This window comes from Microbacterium sp. WHRI 7836 (assembly GCF_040223885.2).
GTDB classification, from domain to species: domain Bacteria; phylum Actinomycetota; class Actinomycetes; order Actinomycetales; family Microbacteriaceae; genus Microbacterium; species Microbacterium oxydans.
On the sequence record NZ_CP168171.1, the window covers coordinates 823228 to 846406 of the forward strand.

Here is a 23179-nt window from a genome sequence, read left to right on the forward strand (position 1 = left end):
AGGGTGTTCTCCTAATCTGGGGGAACCCAAGGGGAGTACTCCGACACGGTGGGGTCGTCATTACGGATGCATGTCGCATCCCGGGCCACCGGTTCCATGTTCCATGGAATGGAGAAGACTTTGGCGGTACTGTCGTACCCCGAGTCTGGAGCCCGAATTTGGACGTCACCCCCCTGATCTGGATCATCACGATCGCCGTCACGATCGCGTTCTTCGTCTACGAGTTCTTCGCGCACGTGCGCACGCCGCACGAGCCGACGATCGGTGAATCGGCCCGCTGGTCGATCTTCTACATCAGCCTCGCGCTGCTGTTCGGTGTCGGCATCGGCGTCGTCTCCGGCTGGACGTATGGCGGCGAGTACTTCGCCGGCTACCTCACGGAGAAGGCGCTGTCGATCGACAACCTCTTCGTCTTCCTCATCGTGATGACCGGCTTCGCCGTGCCGAAGAAGTACCAGCAGAAGGTGCTGATGATCGGCATCGTGATCGCGCTGATCCTGCGCGGAATCTTCATCGCCATCGGCGCGACGCTCATCGAGAACTACTCCTGGATCTTCTACCTGTTCGGTGCTCTGCTGCTCGTGCTCGCCTACCGTCAGGCGTTCAGCGACCACGAGAGCAACCCGGCCAACGGGCGGTTCATGACCTTCGTGCGTCGTCACCTGCCGGTGAGCGAGGACTACAACGGCGACCGCCTCACCGTCGTGAAGAACGGCAAGCGCTTCGTCACTCCGATGCTGCTGACGATCATCGCGATCGGTTTCATCGACCTCGTGTTCGCGGTCGACTCGATCCCCGCGATCTACGGCCTCACCGACCAGGCGTACATCGTCTTCACGGCGAACGCCTTCGCGCTCATGGGTCTGCGTCAGCTGTACTTCCTGATCGGCGGGCTGCTCGAGCGGCTCGTCTACCTTGCTCAGGGCCTCGCCGTCATCCTCGCGTTCATCGGCGTCAAGCTGGTCCTGCACGCGCTGCACGTCAACGAGCTTCCGTTCATCAACGGCGGCCAGGGCGTCGAGTGGGCCCCCGAGATCCCGATCTGGTTCTCGCTGCTCTTCATCGGCGCGACGATCGCCGTGGCCACCGTGGCCAGCCTGATCAAGACCCGTCGCGTCCCGGCCTCGGGCCACGAGGTCTCATCCACCGAATCCACCACCCACACCAACAACACCACCGACAACAAGGAGCACTCTTGAGCGCGCAGCGCTGTTCTGACTCTTCGGACTCTGACAGTACGAGCGCCCGGTTCGTCCCGGGCGCTCACCCCACCACAGACGAGGCGGCCCACTGATGGGCGACCTGCTCTGGAACATCGCCCTCGTCCTCGCGTTCGTGCTGATCGGCGGTGTCTTCGCTGCGACGGAGATGGCGCTGGTCACGCTGCGTGAGAGTCAGATCAACGCCATCGGGCAGCGCGGTCGTCGTGGAGCGAAGGTCGCCTCCCTCGCTCGCAATCCCAACACCTTCCTGTCCGCGGTGCAGATCGGTGTGACCGTCGCGGGCTTCGCCTCGGCGGCATACGGTGCGACGTCGATCGCGCCGTCCCTGGCACCGGTTCTCGAGTCGTGGGGGCTGACGCCCGCCCTCTCGCTGACCGTCGCGACGCTCGTGCTCACCCTCGTGATCGCGTACCTGTCGCTGGTGCTCGGCGAGCTCGTGCCGAAGCGTCTCGCGATCCAGCGCAACGCGCAGTTCGCCTACGCGGTCGCGCCAGCCCTCAACGGGTTCGCGACGATCATGCGTCCGGTGATCTGGCTGCTCTCGGTCTCGACCAACGCCCTCGTCCGGCTGCTCGGAGGGGATCCGCACAAGACCAGCGACGAGATGACCGACGAGGAGGTGCGCGACATCGTGGCCAGCCACCAGGGGCTCCCGGATGACGAACGACGTATCCTCGACGACGTGCTGTCCCTGCGCGGACGCCAGGTCAGCGAGGTCATGCGGCCGCGCCCCGAGGTCGTCGCCCTCGACGAGGCCGCGCGGGTCGGAGAGGTGATCGCGCAGGTGCGCGACCTGCCGTTCTCGCGCTACCCCGTGTCGGAGACCTCGATCGACGACATCACCGGGTTCGTGCACGTGCGCGACCTGTTCGAGGCTGCCGCCGACGATCCGACCCGTCCGCTGAGCGCGCTCATGCGCGACATCCCCTACATCCCCTCGACCGCGCGCGTGCTGCCGACCTTGACCCGCATGAGGGCCGAGGGGCATCACATCGCGGTGGTCGTCGACGAGTACGGCGGGACGGACGGTCTCGTCACCCTCGAAGACCTCGTGGAGGAGGTGGTCGGCGAGATCTTCGACGAGTACGACGCGGAGGTGTTCATCTCGGCGGACGACGGCATCGACGGGCGACTCAACCTGCAGGACTTCGAAGAGGCGACCGGGTTGGCGATGCCGCGCGGATCGTCCGACACCATCGCCGGCTTCGTGACCGAGCAGCTGGGACGCCTCGCCGTGGTCGGAGACACCGTGGAGGTTCCCGGTGCGACGATCCAGGTCGCCGAGATGGACCGCCGACGCATCGCGCGCGTGCGGGTCATGACCGATCCCATCGCGGAGTCGGACGCCTGATCCCGCGCCTCCGTCGTCAGGTGCGCGGTGTCAGGGTTCCCAGCTCGTGGAGTCCCTCCGAGAGGACATCGACCAGCAGGCGGACGTAGCGCCCATCGGGGTCGAGGTCGGGGTCGAAAACCGTCACGGAGGCGCCGACGGCGCGTGGCGCGAGCTCCCGCAGCAGTGCGGTGAGCTCCGCCGCGCCGATCCCTCCCGGGTCGGGACTGTCGACCGCGGGCATGACGGAGGGGTCGAGCACATCCACGTCGAGCTGCAGCCAGTAGGCCGGCCCTGCCACTGCGGCACACTCCGCGCCGACCCACTGTGCTCCGCGGGACAGGACCTCCGCTGCCGGAGCAACCTTCCCCAGGACGGCGCGTGCCTCCTGCTGCTGCTCGTCGTCGTCGCGGTGGCCGATGTGCGCGGTGCGGGCGGCAGGGAAGTAAGGGCCGCTGCCGTCGATGTCGGCGATGGCCGGCCAGTGCAGTCCCACCGCCGCGGCGAGGTCTTCCCCGGCCACGCTCGCGCTGTCGGGGTCGTTGCCGGGGTGGCGGAAGTCGGTGTGGCCGTCGATGTGCACGAGTCCGATCCCGCCGCGATGGGCGGAGGCGATGCCTGCACCCAGGAGGATCGAGCAGTCGCCGCCGATCACCAGCGGCGCCTCATCCCTGTCGAACGCCTGACCGATGCGGGCGGCGAGGCGTCGCGCGTGATCGACCATCGCGACCTCGTTCCGCACGTGGCCGGGGGGCCTCGTCGCGGCGTCGTCGACATAGCGTCCGGGGAGGACGACGCCCGAGTCGGTGGCGCCGAACGCGGCGAATCGGCTGAACAGCCCGGCCTCGCGCAGCGCTTCCGGGGCCTTCGCCGCACCCGGAACCGCGCCGGGCTGTGGCGGGCGGAGGCCGAGGTTGGACGGCGCGGAGAGCAGCGTGATCATGGCCTCATCCTGTCGCAGGGGTCGGACACCCGGCGCCGTCACGTCGGGAAGGGCACCCCGGTGAGGCGCTCGGCCGCCGCCCACAGCGCCGCGCCCACCTCGGATGAGCGCACCTCCTCCGACGCCGCCACCCGCGCGGGGCTTCCGCGGAACTCGAGCACACCGCCGGGACCCCAGTACTCGCCGTTGAGGACTTCCGCCGATGTCGCAGCATGGACGATCGGCAGCGCCCCGCCATCCTTGCCCTGCACGAGCATCTTGGTCGGTGCCGCCAGCGCGCGGACGAATCCGGGCACCGCCGCCAGGCCGGGCCGCTGAGGGGTGAGCGGGTCGACCGCATAGCCCGGGTGCGCGCAGACCGCCGAGCGGGATGAGCCGCCCCAGCGCCGTGCCAGCTCGAACGCGAAAGCCATCAGAGACGCCTTCGACCGCCCGTACTGCTGCAGTGAGGAACCGGTCCACGGGTCGTGGAGCGTCGCCGGGTCGAGGCGTGCGAAACGGTGGGCGATCGAGCCGACCGCGACCACACGGGCATCCGGAGCGAGCCCCGCCTCGAGCTGTGCGACCAGGGCGAAGTGACCGAGGAAGTTCGTGCCGACCATGAGGTCGTGGCCGTCGCTCGTGCGCGCCGCCCGATCCGCCGCCTTCACGCCGGCGTTGCAGATGATCGCGTCGAGGCGTTCATCCACTCCGGAGGCTGCGTCTGACACGCTTCCGAGCGAGCCGAGGTCGAGTGCCAGCACGCGCAGGTCGGCGTCCGGCACCCGGCTTCTGATCGAGGAGACCGCCGTGCGCGCGCGTTCGGGGGAGCGACAGCCGAGGACGACGCGTGCGCCACGTGCGGCGAGCTGCTCCGCGCACCAGTAGCCGATGCCCGCGTTCGCGCCCGTGACGAGAACCGTCCGACCTAGCAGATCCCGAGCCGACGTCGGGGGAGCGGTTTCCATCCCCTCAGCCTAGGTGCCGCCCCTGGGGGCGGCTTCAGCGTGCGTCGTCGTTGTCGTTGTCGTGGTCGTGGTTGTGGTTGTGGTCGTGGTCGTGGTCGTCGTTCTCGAGCAGCATCCCGACCGACGTCGCGCAGGCGTCGCCCCGCCATGCCTCGAGGCCCTCGCGCACCGCGAAGGCGGCGATGACGAGACCGGCGACCGCATCGGCCCACCACCAGCCGAGCAGCGAGTTCGCGACCAGCCCGACCAGCACCGCGGCGGAGAGGTAGGTGCAGATGAGGGTCTGCTTCGAGTCTGCGACCGCCGTGGCCGAACCCAGTTCTCGCCCCGCGCGGCGTTCGGCGAGGGAGAGGAACGGCATGACCGCGACGCTGATCGCGGTCAGAGCGATGCCGATCGTGCTGTGCTCGGGGCGCTCGGCCGTGACCAGCGCGGTCGCGGACGTCGCCGTCACATAGATCGCCAGTGCGAAGAAGGCGATGGCGATCACGCGCAGAGTCGGCTTCTCCCAGCGTTCCGGATCGCGGCGGGTGAACTGCCAGGCGACCGCGGCCGCGGAGAGCACCTCGATCGTGGAGTCCAGTCCGAAGCCGACGAGCGCGGCTGACGAGGCGACGGATCCGGCGGCGATCGCGATGACCGCCTCGATCAGGTTGTAGCCGATGGTGATTCCGACGATCAGGCGGATGCGGCGGTGGAGGGTCTCGCGGCGCGTCGCGGCTGCCGTGGGGGTCATCAGCAGGTGCAGCCTTCACCCGAGCAGCAGTCCGGCTCGACGATCAGCGTGACCCGCATGAGCATGTCGAGGGCTGGAGCGAGGTGGCGATCCGCGAGTCGGTAGCTGCTTCGGCGTCCGTCCGGAACGCTCTCGACGAGCCCGCATCCGCGGAGGCAGGCGAGGTGGTTCGACATGGCCTGGCGTGAGACGCCGAGCGCATCGGCCAGGTCGGCGGGGTATCGGGGCGCTTCTCGCAGTGCCAGCAGCACACCGGCCCGGGTGGCGTCCGAGAGGGCGTGCCCCAGACGGGCGACTGCTGCCGTGTGGGTGAGGGAGGCGAGAGCGGTGGTCACAGCTCAACTGTACAGAAAAGACTGAATTCAAGATATTCTGAATCCAGTCTCCTCACGAAGATCAGCGGATCGCGTACACCGCGCTTCCGACGATGACGGCGACGACGGTGGTCCAGCCGATGATGGCCAGAGCCTGCCAGAAGAGGATGCGCGCCCTGCCGATGCCGGAAGCCGCAAGCATGGTCGCGGTGAACTGCGTCGGCAGCAGGAGCGGTCCGAGCAGGCTCACCCCGGGAACGCCGTAGCGCTCGAACGCACGTTGGAACTTCTCGCGACGCGCGGTGCCGCGACCAGTGTCGGCCGCATCCGCGGCCGGCTCGTCGATCGTGCCGCCGCCGGCACCGGCGAGCGCCGCGGTCTTGGCTCGCGAACGGTTCACGACGGCCTGTCGGGCTCCGGAGCTGACGATCACTACCACCAGGACGCAGAGGAAGTTGCCCACGATCGCGGCGATCGCGGCTATCACCGGAGAGATGCCGCCGATGATGCCGATGCTCACGGCCCCTTCACCCTCGATGAAGGGGATCGCGCCGGCGAGGGCGACGATGAGCGGCTGCACGAGTTCGGGGACCTGGGCCACCAGGTTCTGGAAGGTCTCGATGAGGTTCATGGGATACTCCCGGTTGTCGGTGCGATCGGAGTCTCCGATGCGATGACTCCAGTCCAGCCGAATGCTCCCTTCGGCGGCAGTGTCGGCCCGTCATCGCTTCCCGGGCAGATCGCACGACGCGTCCGTGACAACTGTCACGGCCCTATCGTGGGGAGCGTGAGCAGTCGTATCGAGCCCCCTGCCTCCGTCGGGCCGAGTCCGGGAGCGAGGCAGTTGTCGCGGGGTGTGACCGCGACCTGGTGGTACACGGCGTCCGCAGTCATCATGTTCGAACTCGCGCTTGTCGCTGCGTGGACGGTCACCACGCTCGCGGTCGACCTCCGGGGTATCGGCGGTGTGATCGTCGGAGGCGGTGGAATCCTCTGGGTCGCCTCCACAGTCTCGCTGCTCCTCGACTATCGGCATCGTCTGGACGCGGAGCCGGGTGTGCGTTGGATGCGCCTCGGCGCACCGCTCCTCATCGCGGTCGCCTATGGTGCGGCTGCCGGCGGCTTGATCGGGAGCTGGCAGCTCGCCCTCATGCCCATCGTGCAGTCGATCGTGCTGCTGAACTGGCAGCCGGGTGTCCGATACAAGGTCGTCATCGCTGCGACGGTCGTCCTGGCCGCCCTCGCAGTGGTCGACTCGCACCTCGACGTCGCTCCCGAGGTGCCCTTCCTCTTCACCGCCGCCTACACCGTCTTCCTCCCCGTGATGACGGTCACCTCGCTGTGGTGGTGGGATGTCTTGATCACCCTCGATCGCGCCAGGGCCTCCGAGGCTCGGCTCGCCGCCACGCAGGAACGCCTCCGGGTGGCGACCGACGTGCACGACCTGCAGGGGCATCACCTCCAGGTCATCGCGCTGCAGCTGGAGCTCGCCGAGCGTCTGCTGCCGAGTGACGCCGATGCGGGGATGGAGCAACTCCGTGCGGCGCGGATCAGCGTCGACGAGGCGCGACAGGGGACCAGAGACCTCGCGACGCGCTTCCGCTCCGTGCCGCTGGGAGACGAACTCGCCAACGCCCGTGATCTCCTGACGGCGGCCGGCCTCGATGTGGGAGCCACGATCGATGCGGATGCGAACGCCGCACCGGCATCCGCCCTCGGTCCGGTCATCAGGGAGACGACGACGAACGTTCTCCGACACGGCGGCGGACGGTATGCACGCCTCCTGCTGGGTCGCGTCGGCGACGACTGGCGCTATGAGATCGCGAATGATGTCGCGGTCGACGCCGATATCGAGCACGACGGATCGGGCCTCGACGGTGTGCGGCGGCGGATCGAGGAAGCGCGCGGAACTCTCGATGTCCGGCGTGAGGCCACCGAATTCGTCGTCGTCGTCACTGTGCCGATGGGATCGGAGGAGGCTCGATGATCCGGGTGCTGCTCGCCGATGACGAGGCGATGATCCGATCCGCGCTCGCAGCCCTCCTCCGGTTGGAAGACGATATCGAGGTCATCGCCGAGTGCGAGGACGGCGAGCAGGCCGTGGCCGAGGCTCTGCGGCTGCAGCCGGACGTCTGCCTGCTCGACCTGGAGATGCCGGGCCTCGACGGCGTGCAGGTGGCGGAGAAGCTGAACAGGGCGATCGCGACGCGGTGCGTGGTGGTGACTCGACATGCACGCCCGGGAGTGCTGCGACGTGCCCTGGCCTCGGGTGTCTCCGGCTTCCTGCCGAAGTCCCGTGGGGCCGACGAGGTCGCCGCTGTCATCCGCCGGGTCGCGGCGGGGGCTCGCTATGTCGATCCGGAGATCGCCGCCGATGCGCTGAGCGACGAGCGCTCACCGCTCACGGACCGCGAGCTCGACGTGCTGCGTGCCGGTCGGCGTGGGGAGACGACCGGCCAGATCGCACGGGCGCTCTCACTCGCCCCGGGGACGGTGCGCAACCATATCTCCGTCATCCTCGGGAAGCTCTCGGTCGGAACCCGTCAGCAGGCCGTGCTGATGGCCGAGGAGCGCGGCTGGATCTGAGGGCGGATATGCTGGCAGGCATGGGAACAATATGCGCAGCGCCCGTGATGGGGCGCACTCTCGTGTTCCGCGACCGCCGCGCCTGACGGCGCGCTCGCTCTCCGCACGCATCTGCGCGCCGTCCACCGAGATGTCATCGCACCTCGGGACGGGCAGTCCTCACTGACGCTTCTTCGCGTCGTCTCCCTCCTCCGAGGTGCTCCGATTCTTCTTCTGGAGCGCACTCATGCCTCGTTCAATCCATGGCGGCCGTCACGAACTCGGCCAGAACTTCCTCACCCACCGCCCGACCCTGACCCGCATCGCCGCCCTCGTCGGTCGTACCTCGGGCTCGATCCTCGAACTCGGCTGCGGCGACGGAGCGCTCACTCGCGTGCTCGCGGATCTGGGCAGACCGCTCACCGCGATCGACGTCGACGAGCACCGCGTGCACCGATTGCGCAGGGCATTGCCCGGTGTGCGCATCGAGATCGCCGACGCCACACGGCACCCGCTCGATGCGGACACCGTGGTCGGCAACATCCCCTTCCACGTGACGACGCCCATCCTGCGGCGCCTGCTCTCGGGCGACCGCTGGAACGAGGCGGTGCTGCTCACGCAATGGGAGGTGGCGCGCAAGCGCGCCGGTGTGGGCGGCGCGACCATGATGACGGCGCAGTCCGCGCCGTGGTTCGAGTTCGCCCTGGAAGGGCGCGTCCCCGCGTGGGGTTTCACACCGCAGCCGAGTGTCGACGGCGGTCTGCTCGCCATCACCCGTCGGGGGTCGCCTCTCGTCGCGGTATCGGATCGGCAGCGGTACGAGGCGTTCGTCCGCGCGATGTTCACGGGCCGAGGGGGGAGCCTCGCCGCGGTCGTGGCCGCCGCCGCACGCATCCCTATGGGCAAGGCCCGGCGGGCAGTGGCGGCAGCCGGGGCGAGGGAGTGTCGCCTTCCCCGTGAGCTGCGCCCGGAGCACTGGGCAGCGCTCTGGCATCAGCTCTGCCGCGGTTGACGTGTCGAGGCCGTCGAGCTGGTCGTGCGCTCGATGGCCTCGATCGGCGGGCGTTCCTCAGCGGTCGAGCACCTCACGAAGACGCGCGGCGAACTCCCCGGGGTGATCGACGAATCCGGTGTGGTCGCCGGGGAACCGGGTCGGCTCGACTCCGAGCCGTTCCCCGAGGGCAGTCGTCGTGCGTTCGCACAGCTGGCCGACCGACTCCCGGCCGATTCCGAGCACGAGGTCGGCCGTGCGCGCTCGCAGTGCCTCCAGGTCGGGCTCCCAGCGCACGCTGGCCGGAAGCTCGTGACGGAACCAGAACTGTTCGTCGGCGTGATGCTGCGGATCGACCTCGCCGCCGAACCACTGGACGAGCGCCTCCTCGGGCATCGGGATGTTCGCCTGCGCGAAGAAGAGCCTCCAGGCGCCGACGCGGTCGCCGGAGAGCGCCGCCGACCGGAGTTCGTCGGTGAGGCGGCGCTGTTCGACGCGGTCGGGCAGCAGTTCCAGGAGTGGGGGTTCGTGGGCGATGACGACGGATACGAGGTCGCCGTGCGCCTGCAGGACCGCCAGGCTGGTCACGGCGCCGCCGCTGGAGCCGAAGACGCTCGCGGGTCCGCGATCGACGTGCTCGATGAGCGCCGCGAGATCATCGGCGCGCTGCTCGGGACTGGAGCCCTGCGAGCGGTCGTGCAGGATGCTCCGTTTGACCCCGCGCGGGTCGGTGGTGAGGACGGTGTGATCGGTGGCGAGCTCGTCGGCGAAGGGAGCGAAGGCGTCGGCATCCATCGGCGCGCCGATCAGGACGAGCAGCGGTCCCTCGCCGCGGAGCTCGTAGTGCAGACGGACATCGGCGAGGTCGAGCGCGGCCGTGGTGGTGTTCATAGGGTGCTCCTTGTCAGCGAGATGGTGATCGTGCACGGTAAGGGATGCCACCATCCAGGGTCGCGCCGGAAGCGGCGGGGCGCCATACCCTCTCCCCGCGAGATCGCTCCTCCGCGCCGTGATCGTTCGGCCGGTCTGCGTGTCCGGAACGGGCGGTACTCTCGACGCATGTCGGCTTTCGGAACGCTCGCGACTCCGGTCGGCGTCGTCGGAGTCGTCAGCGACGGTGGGGCGATCACCCGCGTCACGTGGCGGTCGACTCCGCCCGACGGGAGTGTGGTGGTGTCCGAGCCGGGCGCCGATCCGCTGCTCACGGAAGCTCTCGCGCAACTCCGAGCCTATTTCGACGGCAGGCTGCGGTGCTTCGACGTGCCGGTCGACCTCGGCGTGCAGACCGCGGCGACCAAAGCTGTGCTCCTTGCCCTGCACGAGACCGTCGCGCAGGGTGAGACGATCACGTACGGCGGCTTGGCCGCACGCAGCGGAACCGCGGTGCCCGCCAGGGGGATCGGCTCGATCATGGGAGCCAACCCCGTGCCCTTGATCGTCCCCTGCCACCGGGTCGTCGCCGGCGACGGACTCGGCGGCTATTCGGGCGGCGACGTCGGTCGCGGGCTCGAGACCAAGCGTTGGCTGCTGGAGCACGAAGGGGCACTGCCCACCTCGCTGTTCTGAGTGCAGCGCCCGCCTCCGTCATCGCGTCAACTCGACGGGGAACACCCTGCGAGAATGGACGGGCCGAGTCCCGAGCCGAGGAGCCAACGTGCAGTTCATCTCCACCCGCGGCGGCATGCAGCCGCAGTCGTTCAGCGAGACGCTTCTGGAGGGCCTCGCGCCCGACGGCGGACTGGCGGTGCCCGAGGTCATGCCGACTGTCGATGGCGAGACGCTCGAGCGCTGGCGTGCGCTGACGTATCCGCAACTCGCGACCGAGGTGCTCGGGCTGTTCGCCACCGACATCCCCCGTGCAGACCTGGCCAGGATGACGGATGCCGCGTACGCCGACTTCCCCGACGGTGTGGTGCCGCTGCGCGCGATCGACGACGACCTGACGCTCGTCGGGCTCTCCGAAGGACCGACGCTCGCGTTCAAGGACATGGCCATGCAGTTCCTCGGCCAGGTGCTCGAGTACACGCTGGAGCGCAACGACGCGGTGCTCAACATCCTCGGCGCCACCTCGGGAGACACCGGCTCGGCGGCGGAGCACGCGCTGCGCGGCAAGGAGCGCGTCGCCGTGTTCATGCTGTCGCCGCAGGGCCGCATGAGCGCGTTCCAGCGGGCGCAGATGTTCTCGCTCGATGACGCGAATGTGCACAACATCGCGGTCGAGGGCGTCTTCGACGACTGCCAGAACCTCGTGAAGAAGCTCGCGGGCGACCTCGACTTCAAGCACGCCCAGCACCTCGGCGCGGTGAACTCCATCAACCTGGCACGCATCACGGCGCAGACCGTCTACTACTTCTGGGCCTGGCTGCGGGCGACGGATGCCGGAGGCTGGACAGAGCTGTCGTTCACGGTGCCCTCCGGGAACTTCGGCAACATCCTGTCCGGTTTCTTCGCGAAGCAGATGGGACTCCCGATCCGTCGTCTCGTGCTCGCAGCTAACGAGAACAACGTGCTGGACGAGTTCTTCCGCACGGGCGTCTATCGACCGCGCAGCGCCGCCCAGACCCTCGCCACGTCGAGTCCCTCGATGGACATCTCGAAGGCGTCCAACCTGGAGCGCTTCATCTTCGAGCTCGTCGGCCGCGACCCCGCTCGCGTCGTCGGCGCCTGGGACGATCTGGAGGCGCAGGGCCACTTCGACTTCTCCGCCGACAAGGAGCGCTTCCTCGAAGAGTTCGGCATCGTCAGCGGCACGTCGACGCACGCGGATCGACTGGCGACCATCCGCTCGGTGTACGAGGCGACCGGCGAGGTCATCGACCCGCACACGGCCGACGGTGTCAAGGTCGCCCGCGAGTATGTCGAGCCCGGCGTGCCGATGCTCGTGCTCGAGACCGCGAAGCCCGAGAAGTTCGCAGAGATGCTCCACGAGGCCATCGGTGTCGAGCTCGGCTACGCGCCGGAGCTGCAGGAGATGCTCGATGCGCCTCAGCACGTGACCGAGATGGGCGACGACGAGCAGGCCCTGCGCGCCTTCATCGAGACCAACGCGCTGCACTGACTCCACGCGCCCCAGGCCGTCCTCGAGACCCACGCCTGGCGCCGAGACCCCCTCCTGCCCGCGTCGGCAGGAGGGGGTCTCGGCGTTGAGCGTGGGTCTCGGCGTCGTTCTTGGACAAGAGACAGGCGAGGAAGAGGAACCTTAGGTGTGCGACCTGCACATCCTCGCGTGATTCTCGTGCGATATGCACATGTCGGGGCCGTGGGAAGCGTCGCTACTGTGGCGCACAACCCGTCCTCCTCCTCCCGAAGGATCCTCATGGCACGCACGGCGCACGCAGACGACTTCGCGCTCTCCCGAGTGACTCCCGAGGCCCGCAAACCCTGGTTCGGAATCGCCGTGCAGCGATTCGGACAGGTCTCGGCCCTCTCGCAGTTCCTCCTCGGCGCGACTCTCGGCTACAGCATGACCTTCGGCGAGGCCGTCCTCGCCTTCCTGTTCGGCTCGCTCATCCTCGAGGTGATCATGTGCGTGGTCGGCTTCATCGGCCAGCGCGAAGGCCTGAACACCGCACTCCTCGCCCGCTGGACCGGCTTCGGCGAGATCGGAGCCTCGCTGGTCGGCCTCGCGATCGGCATCAGCCTGATCGGCTGGTTCGGCATCCAGTCGGCCATCTCCGCCCAGTCTCTCGACGCGCTCATGCCCGGTGCCCTGCCGGTGTGGGCCTGGAGCCTCATCTTCGGTCTCGCCGTCACCGCGATCGTGGCCTTCGGGTTCGTGGGGATGCAGTGGCTCGCGAACATCACCGTGCCGCTGTTCCTCATCCTGGTCGGCTGGTCGGTCATCTCCGAGCTCACCCGCCACGACATCGGCGAACTGCTCACCGGTCCTGCCCCAGGCCCGACCATGAGCGTCTGGGCCGGGACCGGCATCGTCGCCGGCGGTCTCATCGTCGGTGCGATCATCACCGGTGACATGACCCGCTTCAACCGCTCCCGCGCCGACGTCGTCAAGCAGACCGTGGTCGGCGTCTCGCTCGGCGAGTTCGTGATCGGGCTCGCCGGCGTGCTGCTCGCCCACGCGGCCGCCAGTGGCGACATCGTCGCGATCGTGACCTCGTCGGTCGGCTTCATCGGTCTGTTCATCGTGCTCACCGGCACCCTGAAGATCAACGACTGGAACCTGTACTCCTCCACGCTGGGACTCGTGAACTTCATCTCGACCGCGTTCGGCAAGAACCTGCACCGCGTCACGACGACCATCGTGCTGGGCATCGTCGGGTCCGTGCTCGCCGCAGTCGGCATCCTCGGCCAGTTCACCGAGTTCCTGATCGTGCTCAGCGTCGCATTCCCGCCGATCGCCGGGATCATGGTCGCCGAGTACTACATCGTGCGTCGCTGGCGCCCCGAGCTCGACGCCACCCGAGAAGCCGGCACATTGCCGGCGACGGCACCGCGCATCGTGCCCGCGACCATCGTCGTCTGGCTCGTCTCGGCACTCGTCGGATACTTCGTCACGTGGGGCATCCCGTCCCTGCTCAGTCTCTTCCTCTCCATGGTGCTGTACATCGTGGCGGGCAAGCTCGGCTGGGTGCGCGGGGTCGGAGTCGCCACGACGCGACAGGCAGCCCCGATCGAAGAAGCGGCAGCAGCGGCCTGACCGGCCCCGAGACAGACATCCCCTCACCGGAAAGCGAGAATCATGCACATCGGCATCGACGTCGGCGGCACCAACACCGATGCCGTCCTCATGGACGGCACCCGCACCCTGGCGGGGGTGAAGCACTCGACCACACCCGATGTGACGAGCGGCATCATCCAGGCGATCGAGGATCTGCGGGTCGGACACGCCTTCGCCGGTGCGGACATCGACGCCGTGATGATCGGCACGACGCACTTCATCAACGCCCTGGTGCAGGCCAGCCGTCTCGCGCCCGTCGCCGCCCTGCGCCTCGGACTGCCGGCGACGCGCGCACTGCCGCCGCTGGTCGACTGGCCGGAGGTGCTGGTCGAGGCGACCCAGGCCCGCAGCTACCTCGCGCACGGTGGCTACGAGTTCGACGGCAGGCCGATCTCGCCCCTCGACCCCGAGGAGATCCGCGCGCACGCCGAGGACATGAAGGCGCACGGCATCCGCTCGGTGGCCATCTCCTCGGTCTTCAGCCCGGTCAACCACGACCTCGAAGTGCAGGCCGCCGAGATCGTCGCGTCGGTGCTGGGGGATGATGCCGCCATCTCGTTGTCGCACGAGATCGGACGGATCGGGCTGCTGGAGCGCGAGAACGCGACGATCATCAACGCCGCGCTCCGCGAGCTCGCCTCCGAGATCGTCGACGGGCTCACCTCGGCGGTGCGTGCCCAGGGCATCGAGGCGCCGATCTTCCTCAGCCAGAACGACGGCACGCTCATGGACGAGGAGTACGTGCGCCGCTACCCGGTCGCCACCTTCGCCTCCGGACCGACGAACTCGATGCGCGGAGCAGCGGCCACCAGCGGTCTCGACGACTGTGCCGTGATCGATGTCGGCGGCACGACCGCCGACATCGGACTGCTGATCAACGGCTTCCCCCGGGAGACGGCGAACGAGGTGAAGGTCGCCGGCATCCGCACCAACTTCCGGATGCCGGACGTGCTCTCCCTCGGCATCGGCGGCGGCAGCATCGTCGATGAGGAGACCGCGGAGGTCGGACCGGCATCGGTGGGGTACCGGCTGACCACCGAGGCCCTGGTCTTCGGCGGTTCCACGCTCACCGCCACGGACATCGCGGTGGCCGCGGGTCGCGCCCAGGTGGGCGATGCGAGCAGGGTCGCACACCTCGACCCCGTGTTCGTGCAGCGAGTGCTCGCCCGCATCGCCGAGCGCGTTTCCGAAGCAGTCGACCGCATGCGCACCTCGCCGGAGCCCATCGCCGTGGTGGCCGTCGGCGGCGGATCCATCCTGCTCCCCGACGAGCTGGCCCTGTTCGGCACCGTGCACCGACCGGAGAACTACGCGGTCGCGAACGCCATCGGCGCATCGATCGCCCAGGTCGGCGGCGAGATCGACAAGGTCTATGCGATCGAGCCCGGTCGTCGCGATGAGACGATCGCCGAAGTCCGCGCGGAAGCCGTCGACAAGGCGATCGCGGCGGGTGCGAAACCCTCGACGGTATCGATCATCGACTTCGACGAGGTTCCGATCCCGTACCTCCCGGGCAACGCCACGCGCATCCGCGTGAAGGCCGTCGGCGACCTCGACATGGGGGCGTGACATGAGCTGGACCATCACGTCTGCGCACATCGACGGACTCGCCCGCGGTGCTGCCGTCCTCGGCACGGGTGGGGGAGGAGACCCCTACATCGGAGCACTCCTCGCCCGTCAGGCGCTGGCCGCCGGTGAGGTCACGGTCGTGGGCCTCGACGAGGTGCCGGACGACGCTCTCGTGCTGTTCGTCGCGATGATGGGCGCACCGACCGTCATGGTGGAGAAGCTGCCGAGTCTCGCCGAGGTCGTCGAGCCGGTCAAGGCGCTCAGCATCCATCTCGGCCGTCCGATCACCCACATCGCGTGCGCCGAGGTCGGCGGAGTCAACTCGACCATCCCGATCGCGGCCGCCGCAGCACTCGGTCTGCCGCTCGTCGACGCCGACGGGATGGGACGTGCCTTCCCCGAGCTGCAGATGGTGCTCCCGACCCTCTACGGGGTGACCGCCTCCCCTCTCGCGTTCAGCGACGAGAAGGGCAACACCGGCGTGCTGCAGACGGTCGACAACTCCTGGACGGAGCGCATCGCCCGCGTGGCCTGCGTGGAGATGGGCTGCTCGGTCATGATCTCCGGGTTCTCGATGTCGGGTTCCGCCGCACGTGAGTCGCTGGTGGCGGGCTCGCTCTCCCGATGCATCGAGATCGGCGAGCGCATCACGGCGGCGCGGGACGCGAAGACGGACCCGGTCGATGGCGTCGTCGATCTGCTCGGCGGGCGTGAGCTGTTCGACGGCAAGGTGGTCGACGTGCACCGGGCCACCACGACCGGCTTCGCCCGGGGGCGCGCGCGCATCGACGGCGACGGCGGGGCGACGCTGACCCTGCAGTTCCAGAACGAGCATCTGGTGGCGGAAGCCGACGGCGTCGTCCTCGCGACCACGCCCGACCTGATCATGGTGCTCGACGGCGAGTCGGGTGAGCCGATCACGACCGAGGCGCTGCGCTACGGACAGCGGGTGCGGGTGATCGCGGCTCCGGCCGACGAGCGCTGGCATTCGCAGGCGGCGCTCGCGATGGTCGGCCCCGGGTACTTCGGGTACGACATGGATGCGCACCGCTTCGATGGCAGCGTCTCCGTCGGAACCGCTGCGGCGGGAGCCGCCGTATGAGCTGGCAGCTCACGGCCGCCGACCTGCCCGACCTCGCCAGGGGCGCGACGCTGCTCGGTACCGGCGGGGGAGGCGATCCGTACATCGGCAAGATGCTCGTCGAGCGCGTTCTCGGCGAGGGCAGCATCACGATCCTCGACCCGGATGAGCTCCCCGACGATCTGTTCGTGATCCCGACCGCGCAGATGGGGGCGCCGACCGTGATGATCGAGAAGATCCCCGCGGGCACGGAGCCCACGCTGGCTCTGCGCACGCTCGAAGAGCACCTGGGGCGCAAGGCCGATGCGACGATGCCGATCGAATGCGGTGGCATCAACTCCATGATCCCGCTCATCGTCGCCGCGGAGACCGGGCTTCCCGTGGTCGACGCCGACGGCATGGGACGGGCGTTTCCCGAGCTGTCGATGGAGACCTTCGCCGTGTACGGCGTGCACGGATCGCCCCTCGCCCTCGCCGGCGAACGGGGCGAGAAGGTCGTGATCGACACGGGCGACGACGACCGGCAGATGGAGTGGCTCGCCCGCGGGATCACCATCCGTCTCGGCGGCGTCGGGCACATCGCCGAGTATGCGATGACCGGAGCCGACGTGCGGAGGACGGCCGTGCCACGCACGATCTCGATGGCGCTCGCGCTCGGTCGCGCGATCCGCCTCGCGCGCGAGGAGCATCGCTCGCCGTTCGAGGCGATCGCCCGCACGCTCTCGACCACCCTGTACCCGCACCTGCGCGAACTCTGCGTCGGCAAGGTCGTCGACGTCGAACGCCGCACGACCGAGGGATTCGCGAAGGGGCGAGCCGTCATCGCACCGCTGGGCGCGGACGAGGGCGACACGTTCGAGATCTCGTTCCAGAACGAGAACCTCATCGCGCACCGCGGCGAGACGCTCGTCGCGATCGTCCCCGACCTGATCTGCGTGGTCGATCACGAGACGGCCGAGCCCATCACGACGGAAGGGCTCCGGTACGGTCAGCGCGTCCGGGTACTGGGTATCTCCACTCCGGAGATGATGCGCACGCCCGATGCCCTCGCCGCCTTCGGACCTTCGGCGTTCGGCCTCGCAGCGGAGTTCGCTCCGATCGAAGCGCTGGCCGCGGGTGAGGGCGTTTCTCCCTAGGCTGGAGCGCATGATGCTGCAGCGCGACGACCTCACGGCGCTCGCCCGCGGCTATGCGCTCCTCGGCTCCGGCGGCGGTGGCTCGACGACCATGCTCGAGCTGATGCTCGCCGGAGCCGAGGGCTGGCCGATCGAGGTCTCACCGGTCGCGGCGCTGGACCCGGCAACGCCATGCCTGGGTGTCGCCTTCGTCGGCTCCACGATGCTGCTCGGTGAGCGGCTCCCCGGGGCGAACCCGTTCGCCCGGCTGCTGGGCGCGGTCGAACGCTGGATCGGCCATCCGGTGCCGGCCGTCTGCTCTCTCGAGGGCGGGGGCATGAACGGCCTCGCTCCGCTGACGCTCGCAGGTTCACACGTGATCGTCGACGCGGACTGCACCGGTCGCGCAGTGCCCGGCCTCGACCAGATGTCGTTGTTCGTGGATCAGGTGCCCGGTCTCGTGTTCGCGTGCGACACGGGGTCCGACGGCGTCGCGCTCGTCGAGGCGCACCGCGCGATCGACGCCGAGAGGGTGGTGCGGTCGGCGATCGTCCAGGCGGGCGGGGTCGGATGTGCCGTGCTCGGCGGGTTCACGGTCGGCGATCTGACGGAGCACGCGATCGGTGGACACCTCGCCTACGCGCTCGAACTGGGCCGGGCCTACCTCGCAGCCTCGGCAGCACCCCTCCCTCTGCTCGCGGACGTCCTCGGGGCGGAACTGCTCGCCGAGGGTCGCATCATCTCGGTATCGCCCTGGGCGCACGATCCACACGTGAACGCGGTGGAGATCAGCGGTCTCACCGGCGCAGTCCATCGCGTGGTCAGCCGCTCCGAGACCCTCGCGGTGCTCACGGATGGCCGTCTCGTGGCGTCGGCGCCGGAGATCATCGTGGTCGTCGACGCGATATCGCGCGAGATCCTCGAGGTGACCGAGCTCCGGCTCGCGCGCACGGTGGCGGTGCTCGCGATCCCGGCGCCTCCCTGGTGGAACGCCAGAGCGGACCGACGCGCGAAGGTGCTGCCCTCGGCGTACGGCCTCGAGGGTGTGGACGCCGCGTGAACGAGAGACTGCAGCTGAGCGCGCTGCTCGCCCACTCCGAGAACGGCGCCCTCAGGCGTGTCGCCGGACCCGCGGATGCACTGTGGGATGCCGTCGCGGTGGGGGCGAGTGAGGCAGAGCTGGTCGAAGCCGGCACCGGCCGACTCGCGATCATCACGGCGGCAGCGCCGACATCGACCTGGCAGCAGGATGCACTGCTGCGCCGCCTGCGTGATCGCGGGTACTCGGGGCTCGCCCTCCCCGGAGCCGCCTCGTTCGACGCGGGCGCGTTCCGCCTCGCAGACCGTATCGGCCTCTGCCTGCTCGATGTCGAGCGACCGATCCAGCTCGCGAGGGCCTGCTGGATGCTGATCGAGGCGCGGGATGCGTTGACGCTCAGTCAGGTGCGCAAGGTCGCCCAGTCCTTCGAGTACGCCGCCGATGACCTGGCCGACCTGCTCGGCCACATTGCCGCGAACCTCGGCGTCGGAGCTGCGCTGATCGACTCGTCCGGCGTGCTCCAGGAGGCGGGTGCTCACCTGGACGAGCGGCTGCACGCCGCGATCGGCTTCGAATCCTGGCTGGATCGGACGAGCATCGGGGATGCTGCGGCCGCATCGGTGCGCGTGGACAGCCCGGGGCGCAGCGGTCTGCGGCTCGTGCTGTTCGGCCGGGGGCTCGGTGAGGCGCAGGTGCAGTCGCTGTCCGTCGCGGCCGAGGTCGCGATGCCCGCCGTCGCCGCACGCATCCTGATCGACGAGGTGGCGGCCGTGAACGACGTCGCGGTGTCGTCCGGACTGCTGCGGGACTTCGTCGACCTGCACGGTGCGGCGGATGCCGACGTCGAACGACGGATGCTCGAGCGCGGGTGGCGCACCAGCGGACATCACCTCGGCTTCCGGATGGTGGCACGGGGCCGCCTCGACTCCTTCTCGCTGCTGCGTACGGTCAGCGCCGGCCTCAGCGCTATCGACGGCGAGGCGCATGCGACGACGGCCGGTCGTGGACTGAGCGGGTGGCTGACCTTCGCCGAGTCGCCGGATCCGGATCAGGTGGAGCGGGCCGTCGCCGCTCTGCGGGACCTGCATCTCGGGGTGCTGCGCGATTTCGCCGTCGCCACCGGGGTCGGCTCGCTCCAGGGCGGTTCGGAAGGCCTCGCAACGACGCTCGACGAGGCGGGCGACGCGGCGCGCATCGCGGCATCGCGGTCGGCGACGGGATGGTTCGTACGGGTGGACAGTCTCGGACTGGAGCAGCTCCTTCTCGCGTGGACCGGCAACGACACGTTCGTTCCCGCGGCGGAATCGCTGTTGGCTCCGCTGCGGGAGGGAGGCGGCGAACTGCTCGTCACGCTCTCGGCCTACCTCGACCACGAATCGGGCATCGCCGCGACCGCGGCTGCGCTGGGCCTGCACCGCAACACCGTGACCATGCGGATCAGACGCGTGCAGGAGCTTCTCGGGATCGATCTAACCGACCCGGAGGCGCGCCTCGCCCTGCACCTCGCGTGTCGCGCGGTGCAGCCGCGTTGAGCCGGGGAGTCTTCAGTCCTGCGGGTCGCCGTGCAGCATCCACGGGATGCCGAACCGGTCCACGAGCATCCCGAACAGGCCGCCCCACGGGGGCACGTCGAGCGGCATGGTGATCGTCGCCCCGTCCGAGAGCCCGTCCCACACGGCGCGGGTGGTCTCCTGCGAGTTCCCGCTCAGCGAGACCCAGAATCCCTGCGGCTTCTCGTAGGGCATGCCGTCGGGGGTGTCCGAGGCCATCAGCACCAGACCGTCCGGAGTGTCCAGCTGCGCATGCATGATGAGGTCCCGCTGGCTCGGATCCTGCACCATGTCGGGGAACTCCCCGAACGTGTTCACCACGAGGTCGCCCCCGAGGACGCGTTGATAGAACTCCATCGCCGCGCGGGCCTCGGTGCGGAAGGACAGGTACGGGTTGAGAGCGGGCATGAGAACTCCAGGAGGCTGACACGGACGACACGGCCGGTGCCGCTGAGGCTCAGTCTGCGCCGCGGTCGTCGTGCCCGCAAGAGGTTCAGGCCGGGAGCGCTCTGACCGCGGCGGTGAGTACCTGCGGCACGGTCGGGACGCCGGCGGCGCGGAACACTTCGAGGCCACTGGCGTCGCGGATGATCACCGTCGGTGTGACCTCGATGTCGAGTCTCTCGGCGGTATCCGGGTCTCGCGCGACGTCGATCTCCGTGATGGTCGCGTCGGGAAGGAAGCGTGCCGCCTCGGCCAGCACGGTCCTGGTCCGTGCACACGCGCCGCAGAACGACGACGACACCAGGGTCAGTTCCATCCGCACCTCCTCGGACGCTCTCGCGTCATCACCACAGGTGCAACCTCCGCCCGGTTCTTCGTGTTCCCCGACCGGCTCCAGGACGCTATTGCGCGGCGAGCCACTCGGCGAAGCCCTGGTGCCCGAGGTCGGCGTCGGGGCCGGGGAGCGCATGGCCCGCCCTCATCCCCGCCATCTGCGGCCCCGGCACGTTCACGGTGGGCACCCAGCCGCGGTATCCGCGACGTCGAGCGAAAGCGCGGACCATGTCGGACAGCTGCTCCTCGCGGGGTCCGGCGAGGTCGCGTACCCGGCCCTGCGGTTCCGCCCCTGCCAGTGCCGCGAGACGTGCGCCCACCTCACGGGCTGCCACAGGCTGGGTGCGGGCGTTCGGGGCGAGGTGGAGCGGTCCGAGCTTCGCCCGCTCGAACATCTGCCCGGCGAACTCGTGGAACTGCGTCGCTCGCAGGATCGTCGACGGCACGCGGGATCCCTCGACGATCTTCTCCTGGGCGATCTTGCCGGCGTAGTAGTCGTACGGGATGCGGTCGATCCCGACGATCGACAGCAGCACGAGATGTCCGACACCCGCGTCGGCAGCCGCAGCGGACAGGTTCCCGGCCGCCGCGGTGAAGAACTCGATCGCCGTGCTCGCCTTGAGGGTCTCGACGCTCACGACATCGATCACCGCATCCGCGCCGGCGAGTGCCTCCCCCACGCCCTGCCCGGTCACGAGGTCCACTCCTCGGGATCGGCTGAGGACGACGGCGTCGTGGCCGGCCGATTGCAGCGCCTCGACCGTGTGTCGACCGACGGTCCCGGTTCCTCCTGCGACGGCGATCCTCATGTGCGTTCTCCTTCGTCTCGGTCCATCCTCGTCTTTTTCGCCGAGCCGGACGAGCGCGAACGCAGTCGGAAGGCTCGCGATGAGCGGATCCGCCGCTGGGTACGATGGCGCTGTGACCACATCGACCGTGCGCCCCGGCATCGCCGAGAGGCTTTCGCAGATGATCCGGATCCCGACGGTGTCGGCCGAACTCGATGAACGCGGCTCGGCTCCGTTCGAGGAGTTCGTCGCGCTGATCGCCGAGCTCTACCCGTTGACGCACGAGAGGCTGCGTCTGGAACGGCACACCGAATTCGGCCTGCTGTTCCACTGGAAGGGGAGCGGGAGTGCTGCGGCGGACGAGGGGCCCGTCGTGCTGATGGCGCACTACGACGTCGTCCCCGTCGACGAGAGCGACGCCTGGACGCACCCGCCCTTCGCGGGCGTGATCGCCGGCGGATCGGTCTACGGTCGAGGTGCTCTCGACGACAAGGGGCCGCTGATCGTGATCCTGGAGGCGGTCGAGAATCTGCTCGCCGACGAGTTCGTCCCGCCCCGCGACGTGTACCTCTCCTTCGGCGGGAACGAGGAGACGTACGGACGCGCCGCCGAGGAGATCGCGCGGGTGCTGCGCGACCGGGGAATCGTCCCCTGGCTCGTCGTCGACGAGGGCGGTGCCGTCGTCGATGCGCCCTTGCCGTTCGTTCCCGGACGGGCCGCGATGATCGGTGTCGGCGAGAAGGGTGTGATGACCCTGCGGCTCTCTGCACGGGGCGAAGGCGGCCACGCCTCGGCCCCGCCGACCCTCACGGCGGTCCGCCGCATCGCCAGGGCTGTCGACCGACTCGGCCCGACGACCTTCCGCCCCCGTGCCTCGAAGGCGATCCTCCGGATGCTGTCGCAGTTGGCCGCGCAGACGCCGGGCACGGCTCGCCACCTGCTGCGGTTCCTCGGCTCTGCGCCGCTGCTGACCGCGCAGATCTTCGCCGCGCTGGGTGGTGAACCGGCCGCTCTCGTGCGCACGACCGTCGCGCCGACGATGCAGTCCGGAGGAACCGCGGCGAACGTGCTGCCGTCGCAGGCTTCGGCCACCGTCAACCTGCGCATCGCGCTCGGGGAGACCACGCAGCAGACGGTGTTCCGGGTGCGCCGGCGGGTCCGCGATCCGCTCGTCGCGGTCGAGGTCGTCGAAGCGAGCGAACCGTCGCCGGAATCATCGACCGATAACGCGCAATTCGCTCTGCTGGCCGACGCGCTCGAGGTCGCGTTCCCCGGCGTGCCTGCCGTCCCGTATGTGATGATGGCGGCCACCGACTCGCGACACTTCCATCGCTTCTCACCCGCGGTCTATCGGTTCGCGCCGCTGGACATGTCGAATGCGCAGCGCGCGTCGATCCACGGCGTCGACGAGAGCGTGGAGATCGCCGCGCTGGAACGGGGAGAGCGGTTCCACAGGGCGCTGCTCGAACGGCTAGGGTGATCTCACCCTCCCCTCGGAGCCTGCCGGGGGACCCGAAGCAGAAGCAGGAGACG

General features: G+C 69.2%; 23 protein-coding genes. 14 read left to right on the forward strand and 9 right to left on the reverse strand.

All coding sequences use genetic code 11. The features are described 5' to 3' along the window. Positions 1-158: 158 nt before the first annotated feature. Both ABRP18_RS03850 and ABRP18_RS03855 read left to right on the forward strand, forming a co-directional pair. Entirely contained in the window at positions 159-1199 is a 1041-nt protein-coding gene (locus tag ABRP18_RS03850; protein WP_061015555.1) for a TerC family protein, read from the forward strand. A gap of 94 nt (positions 1200-1293) precedes the next feature. Next, on the forward strand, positions 1294-2574 hold the full coding sequence (locus ABRP18_RS03855; protein ID WP_113681772.1) for a hemolysin family protein: 1281 nt from the start codon (positions 1294-1296) through the stop codon (positions 2572-2574). Positions 2575-2590: 16 nt separating this feature from the next. Here ABRP18_RS03855 and ABRP18_RS03860 read toward each other — a convergent pair whose 3' ends face one another. The 5 genes from ABRP18_RS03860 to ABRP18_RS03880 all read right to left on the reverse strand — a co-directional run bounded on the left by ABRP18_RS03860 (position 2591) and on the right by ABRP18_RS03880 (position 6124). Next, positions 2591-3496 carry an arginase family protein gene (locus ABRP18_RS03860; RefSeq protein ID WP_349885578.1) on the reverse strand — a complete coding sequence of 302 codons (906 nt, stop codon included), beginning with the start codon at positions 3494-3496 and terminating at the stop codon, positions 2591-2593. Between the two features lie 38 nt (positions 3497-3534). Continuing rightward, the gene (locus ABRP18_RS03865) at positions 3535-4443 is read right to left on the reverse strand and encodes an SDR family NAD(P)-dependent oxidoreductase (protein WP_349885579.1); all 909 of its coding nucleotides are present in this window, start codon (positions 4441-4443) and stop codon (positions 3535-3537) included. Between the two features lie 34 nt (positions 4444-4477). After that, positions 4478-5179: a cation transporter gene (locus ABRP18_RS03870; RefSeq protein WP_113681534.1), complete on the reverse strand. Its 702-nt coding sequence runs from the start codon at positions 5177-5179 to the stop codon at positions 4478-4480. Beyond that, positions 5179-5514 carry a helix-turn-helix transcriptional regulator gene (locus ABRP18_RS03875; RefSeq protein ID WP_058630426.1) on the reverse strand — a complete coding sequence of 112 codons (336 nt, stop codon included), beginning with the start codon at positions 5512-5514 and terminating at the stop codon, positions 5179-5181. Before ABRP18_RS03875 ends, ABRP18_RS03870 begins: the two co-directional genes overlap by 1 nt. 61 nt (positions 5515-5575) lie before the next feature. Then, positions 5576-6124 (reverse strand): hypothetical protein, encoded by a 549-nt coding sequence (locus ABRP18_RS03880; RefSeq protein WP_058630427.1) that lies wholly within the window; start codon positions 6122-6124, stop codon positions 5576-5578. Positions 6125-6280: 156 nt separating this feature from the next. Between ABRP18_RS03880 and ABRP18_RS03885 the strand changes: the two genes are divergently transcribed. From ABRP18_RS03885 to erm, 3 genes are all read left to right on the forward strand, one after another. After that, positions 6281-7480 (forward strand): histidine kinase, encoded by a 1200-nt coding sequence (locus ABRP18_RS03885; RefSeq protein WP_308472280.1) that lies wholly within the window; start codon positions 6281-6283, stop codon positions 7478-7480. Next, on the forward strand, positions 7477-8079 hold the full coding sequence (locus ABRP18_RS03890; RefSeq protein WP_061015550.1) for a response regulator transcription factor: 603 nt from the start codon (positions 7477-7479) through the stop codon (positions 8077-8079). Before ABRP18_RS03885 ends, ABRP18_RS03890 begins: the two co-directional genes overlap by 4 nt. Positions 8080-8305: 226 nt before the next feature. Beyond that, complete coding sequence (erm, locus tag ABRP18_RS03895) at positions 8306-9070, forward strand: 23S ribosomal RNA methyltransferase Erm (protein ID WP_349885580.1); 765 nt, start codon at positions 8306-8308, stop codon at positions 9068-9070. Positions 9071-9127: 57 nt separating this feature from the next. Here erm and ABRP18_RS03900 read toward each other — a convergent pair whose 3' ends face one another. Then, entirely contained in the window at positions 9128-9940 is an 813-nt protein-coding gene (locus ABRP18_RS03900; protein ID WP_113681531.1) for an alpha/beta fold hydrolase, read from the reverse strand. Between the two features lie 168 nt (positions 9941-10108). On the opposite strand from ABRP18_RS03900, the gene ABRP18_RS03905 reads away from it, so the two are divergent. From ABRP18_RS03905 to ABRP18_RS03940, 8 genes are all read left to right on the forward strand, one after another. Further along, positions 10109-10615: a methylated-DNA--[protein]-cysteine S-methyltransferase gene (locus ABRP18_RS03905; protein ID WP_113681530.1), complete on the forward strand. Its 507-nt coding sequence runs from the start codon at positions 10109-10111 to the stop codon at positions 10613-10615. 88 nt (positions 10616-10703) lie between these two features. Continuing rightward, on the forward strand, positions 10704-12107 hold the full coding sequence (gene thrC / locus ABRP18_RS03910) for a threonine synthase (RefSeq protein ID WP_349885581.1): 1404 nt from the start codon (positions 10704-10706) through the stop codon (positions 12105-12107). 258 nt (positions 12108-12365) lie between these two features. Then, positions 12366-13706 (forward strand): cytosine permease, encoded by a 1341-nt coding sequence (locus tag ABRP18_RS03915; RefSeq protein ID WP_113681528.1) that lies wholly within the window; start codon positions 12366-12368, stop codon positions 13704-13706. A gap of 42 nt (positions 13707-13748) precedes the next feature. Further along, positions 13749-15296 (forward strand): hydantoinase/oxoprolinase family protein, encoded by a 1548-nt coding sequence (locus ABRP18_RS03920; RefSeq protein WP_349885582.1) that lies wholly within the window; start codon positions 13749-13751, stop codon positions 15294-15296. A 1-nt stretch (position 15297) separates the two neighbouring features. Beyond that, a complete protein-coding gene (locus tag ABRP18_RS03925) occupies positions 15298-16398 on the forward strand; it encodes a DUF917 domain-containing protein (protein WP_061015545.1) in 1101 nt (366 codons plus the stop codon). After that, the gene (locus ABRP18_RS03930; RefSeq protein WP_113681527.1) at positions 16395-17513 is read left to right on the forward strand and encodes a DUF917 domain-containing protein; all 1119 of its coding nucleotides are present in this window, start codon (positions 16395-16397) and stop codon (positions 17511-17513) included. Before ABRP18_RS03925 ends, ABRP18_RS03930 begins: the two co-directional genes overlap by 4 nt. Before the next feature lie 10 nt (positions 17514-17523). Further along, a complete protein-coding gene (locus tag ABRP18_RS03935) occupies positions 17524-18552 on the forward strand; it encodes a DUF917 family protein (protein WP_046747272.1) in 1029 nt (342 codons plus the stop codon). Continuing rightward, positions 18549-20063 carry a CdaR family transcriptional regulator gene (locus ABRP18_RS03940; RefSeq protein WP_058630436.1) on the forward strand — a complete coding sequence of 505 codons (1515 nt, stop codon included), beginning with the start codon at positions 18549-18551 and terminating at the stop codon, positions 20061-20063. The genes ABRP18_RS03935 and ABRP18_RS03940 overlap by 4 nt, the downstream gene beginning before the upstream one ends. 12 nt (positions 20064-20075) lie before the next feature. Here ABRP18_RS03940 and ABRP18_RS03945 read toward each other — a convergent pair whose 3' ends face one another. From ABRP18_RS03945 to ABRP18_RS03955, 3 genes are all read right to left on the reverse strand, one after another. Then, on the reverse strand, positions 20076-20489 hold the full coding sequence (locus ABRP18_RS03945) for a VOC family protein (RefSeq protein WP_193762255.1): 414 nt from the start codon (positions 20487-20489) through the stop codon (positions 20076-20078). A gap of 85 nt (positions 20490-20574) precedes the next feature. Continuing rightward, positions 20575-20841, reverse strand: a complete 267-nt coding sequence (locus ABRP18_RS03950) for a thioredoxin family protein (RefSeq protein ID WP_061015541.1) — start codon at positions 20839-20841, stop codon at positions 20575-20577. Positions 20842-20926: 85 nt separating this feature from the next. After that, entirely contained in the window at positions 20927-21667 is a 741-nt protein-coding gene (locus ABRP18_RS03955) for an SDR family oxidoreductase (RefSeq protein ID WP_113681524.1), read from the reverse strand. A 112-nt stretch (positions 21668-21779) separates the two neighbouring features. Here ABRP18_RS03955 and ABRP18_RS03960 point away from each other — a divergent pair, with 112 nt between their 5' ends. Then, positions 21780-23126, forward strand: a complete 1347-nt coding sequence (locus ABRP18_RS03960; protein WP_082738403.1) for a M20/M25/M40 family metallo-hydrolase — start codon at positions 21780-21782, stop codon at positions 23124-23126. Positions 23127-23179 lie beyond the last annotated feature (53 nt).

Coding starts and splice junctions, on each gene's coding strand:
- ABRP18_RS03855 (WP_113681772.1), top strand. CDS start 1,294: ATGGGCGACCTGCTCTGGAACATCGCCCTCGTCCTCGCGTTCGTGCTG.
- ABRP18_RS03860 (WP_349885578.1), bottom strand. CDS start 3,496: ATGATCACGCTGCTCTCCGCGCCGTCCAACCTCGGCCTCCGCCCGCCA.
- ABRP18_RS03865 (WP_349885579.1), bottom strand. CDS start 4,443: ATGGAAACCGCTCCCCCGACGTCGGCTCGGGATCTGCTAGGTCGGACG.
- ABRP18_RS03870 (WP_113681534.1), bottom strand. CDS start 5,179: ATGACCCCCACGGCAGCCGCGACGCGCCGCGAGACCCTCCACCGCCGC.
- ABRP18_RS03880 (WP_058630427.1), bottom strand. CDS start 6,124: ATGAACCTCATCGAGACCTTCCAGAACCTGGTGGCCCAGGTCCCCGAA.
- ABRP18_RS03890 (WP_061015550.1), top strand. CDS start 7,477: ATGATCCGGGTGCTGCTCGCCGATGACGAGGCGATGATCCGATCCGCG.
- erm (WP_349885580.1), top strand. CDS start 8,306: ATGCCTCGTTCAATCCATGGCGGCCGTCACGAACTCGGCCAGAACTTC.
- ABRP18_RS03900 (WP_113681531.1), bottom strand. CDS start 9,940: ATGAACACCACCACGGCCGCGCTCGACCTCGCCGATGTCCGTCTGCAC.
- ABRP18_RS03905 (WP_113681530.1), top strand. CDS start 10,109: ATGTCGGCTTTCGGAACGCTCGCGACTCCGGTCGGCGTCGTCGGAGTC.
- ABRP18_RS03915 (WP_113681528.1), top strand. CDS start 12,366: ATGGCACGCACGGCGCACGCAGACGACTTCGCGCTCTCCCGAGTGACT.
- ABRP18_RS03920 (WP_349885582.1), top strand. CDS start 13,749: ATGCACATCGGCATCGACGTCGGCGGCACCAACACCGATGCCGTCCTC.
- ABRP18_RS03925 (WP_061015545.1), top strand. CDS start 15,298: ATGAGCTGGACCATCACGTCTGCGCACATCGACGGACTCGCCCGCGGT.
- ABRP18_RS03930 (WP_113681527.1), top strand. CDS start 16,395: ATGAGCTGGCAGCTCACGGCCGCCGACCTGCCCGACCTCGCCAGGGGC.
- ABRP18_RS03935 (WP_046747272.1), top strand. CDS start 17,524: ATGATGCTGCAGCGCGACGACCTCACGGCGCTCGCCCGCGGCTATGCG.
- ABRP18_RS03945 (WP_193762255.1), bottom strand. CDS start 20,489: ATGCCCGCTCTCAACCCGTACCTGTCCTTCCGCACCGAGGCCCGCGCG.
- ABRP18_RS03950 (WP_061015541.1), bottom strand. CDS start 20,841: ATGGAACTGACCCTGGTGTCGTCGTCGTTCTGCGGCGCGTGTGCACGG.
- ABRP18_RS03955 (WP_113681524.1), bottom strand. CDS start 21,667: ATGAGGATCGCCGTCGCAGGAGGAACCGGGACCGTCGGTCGACACACG.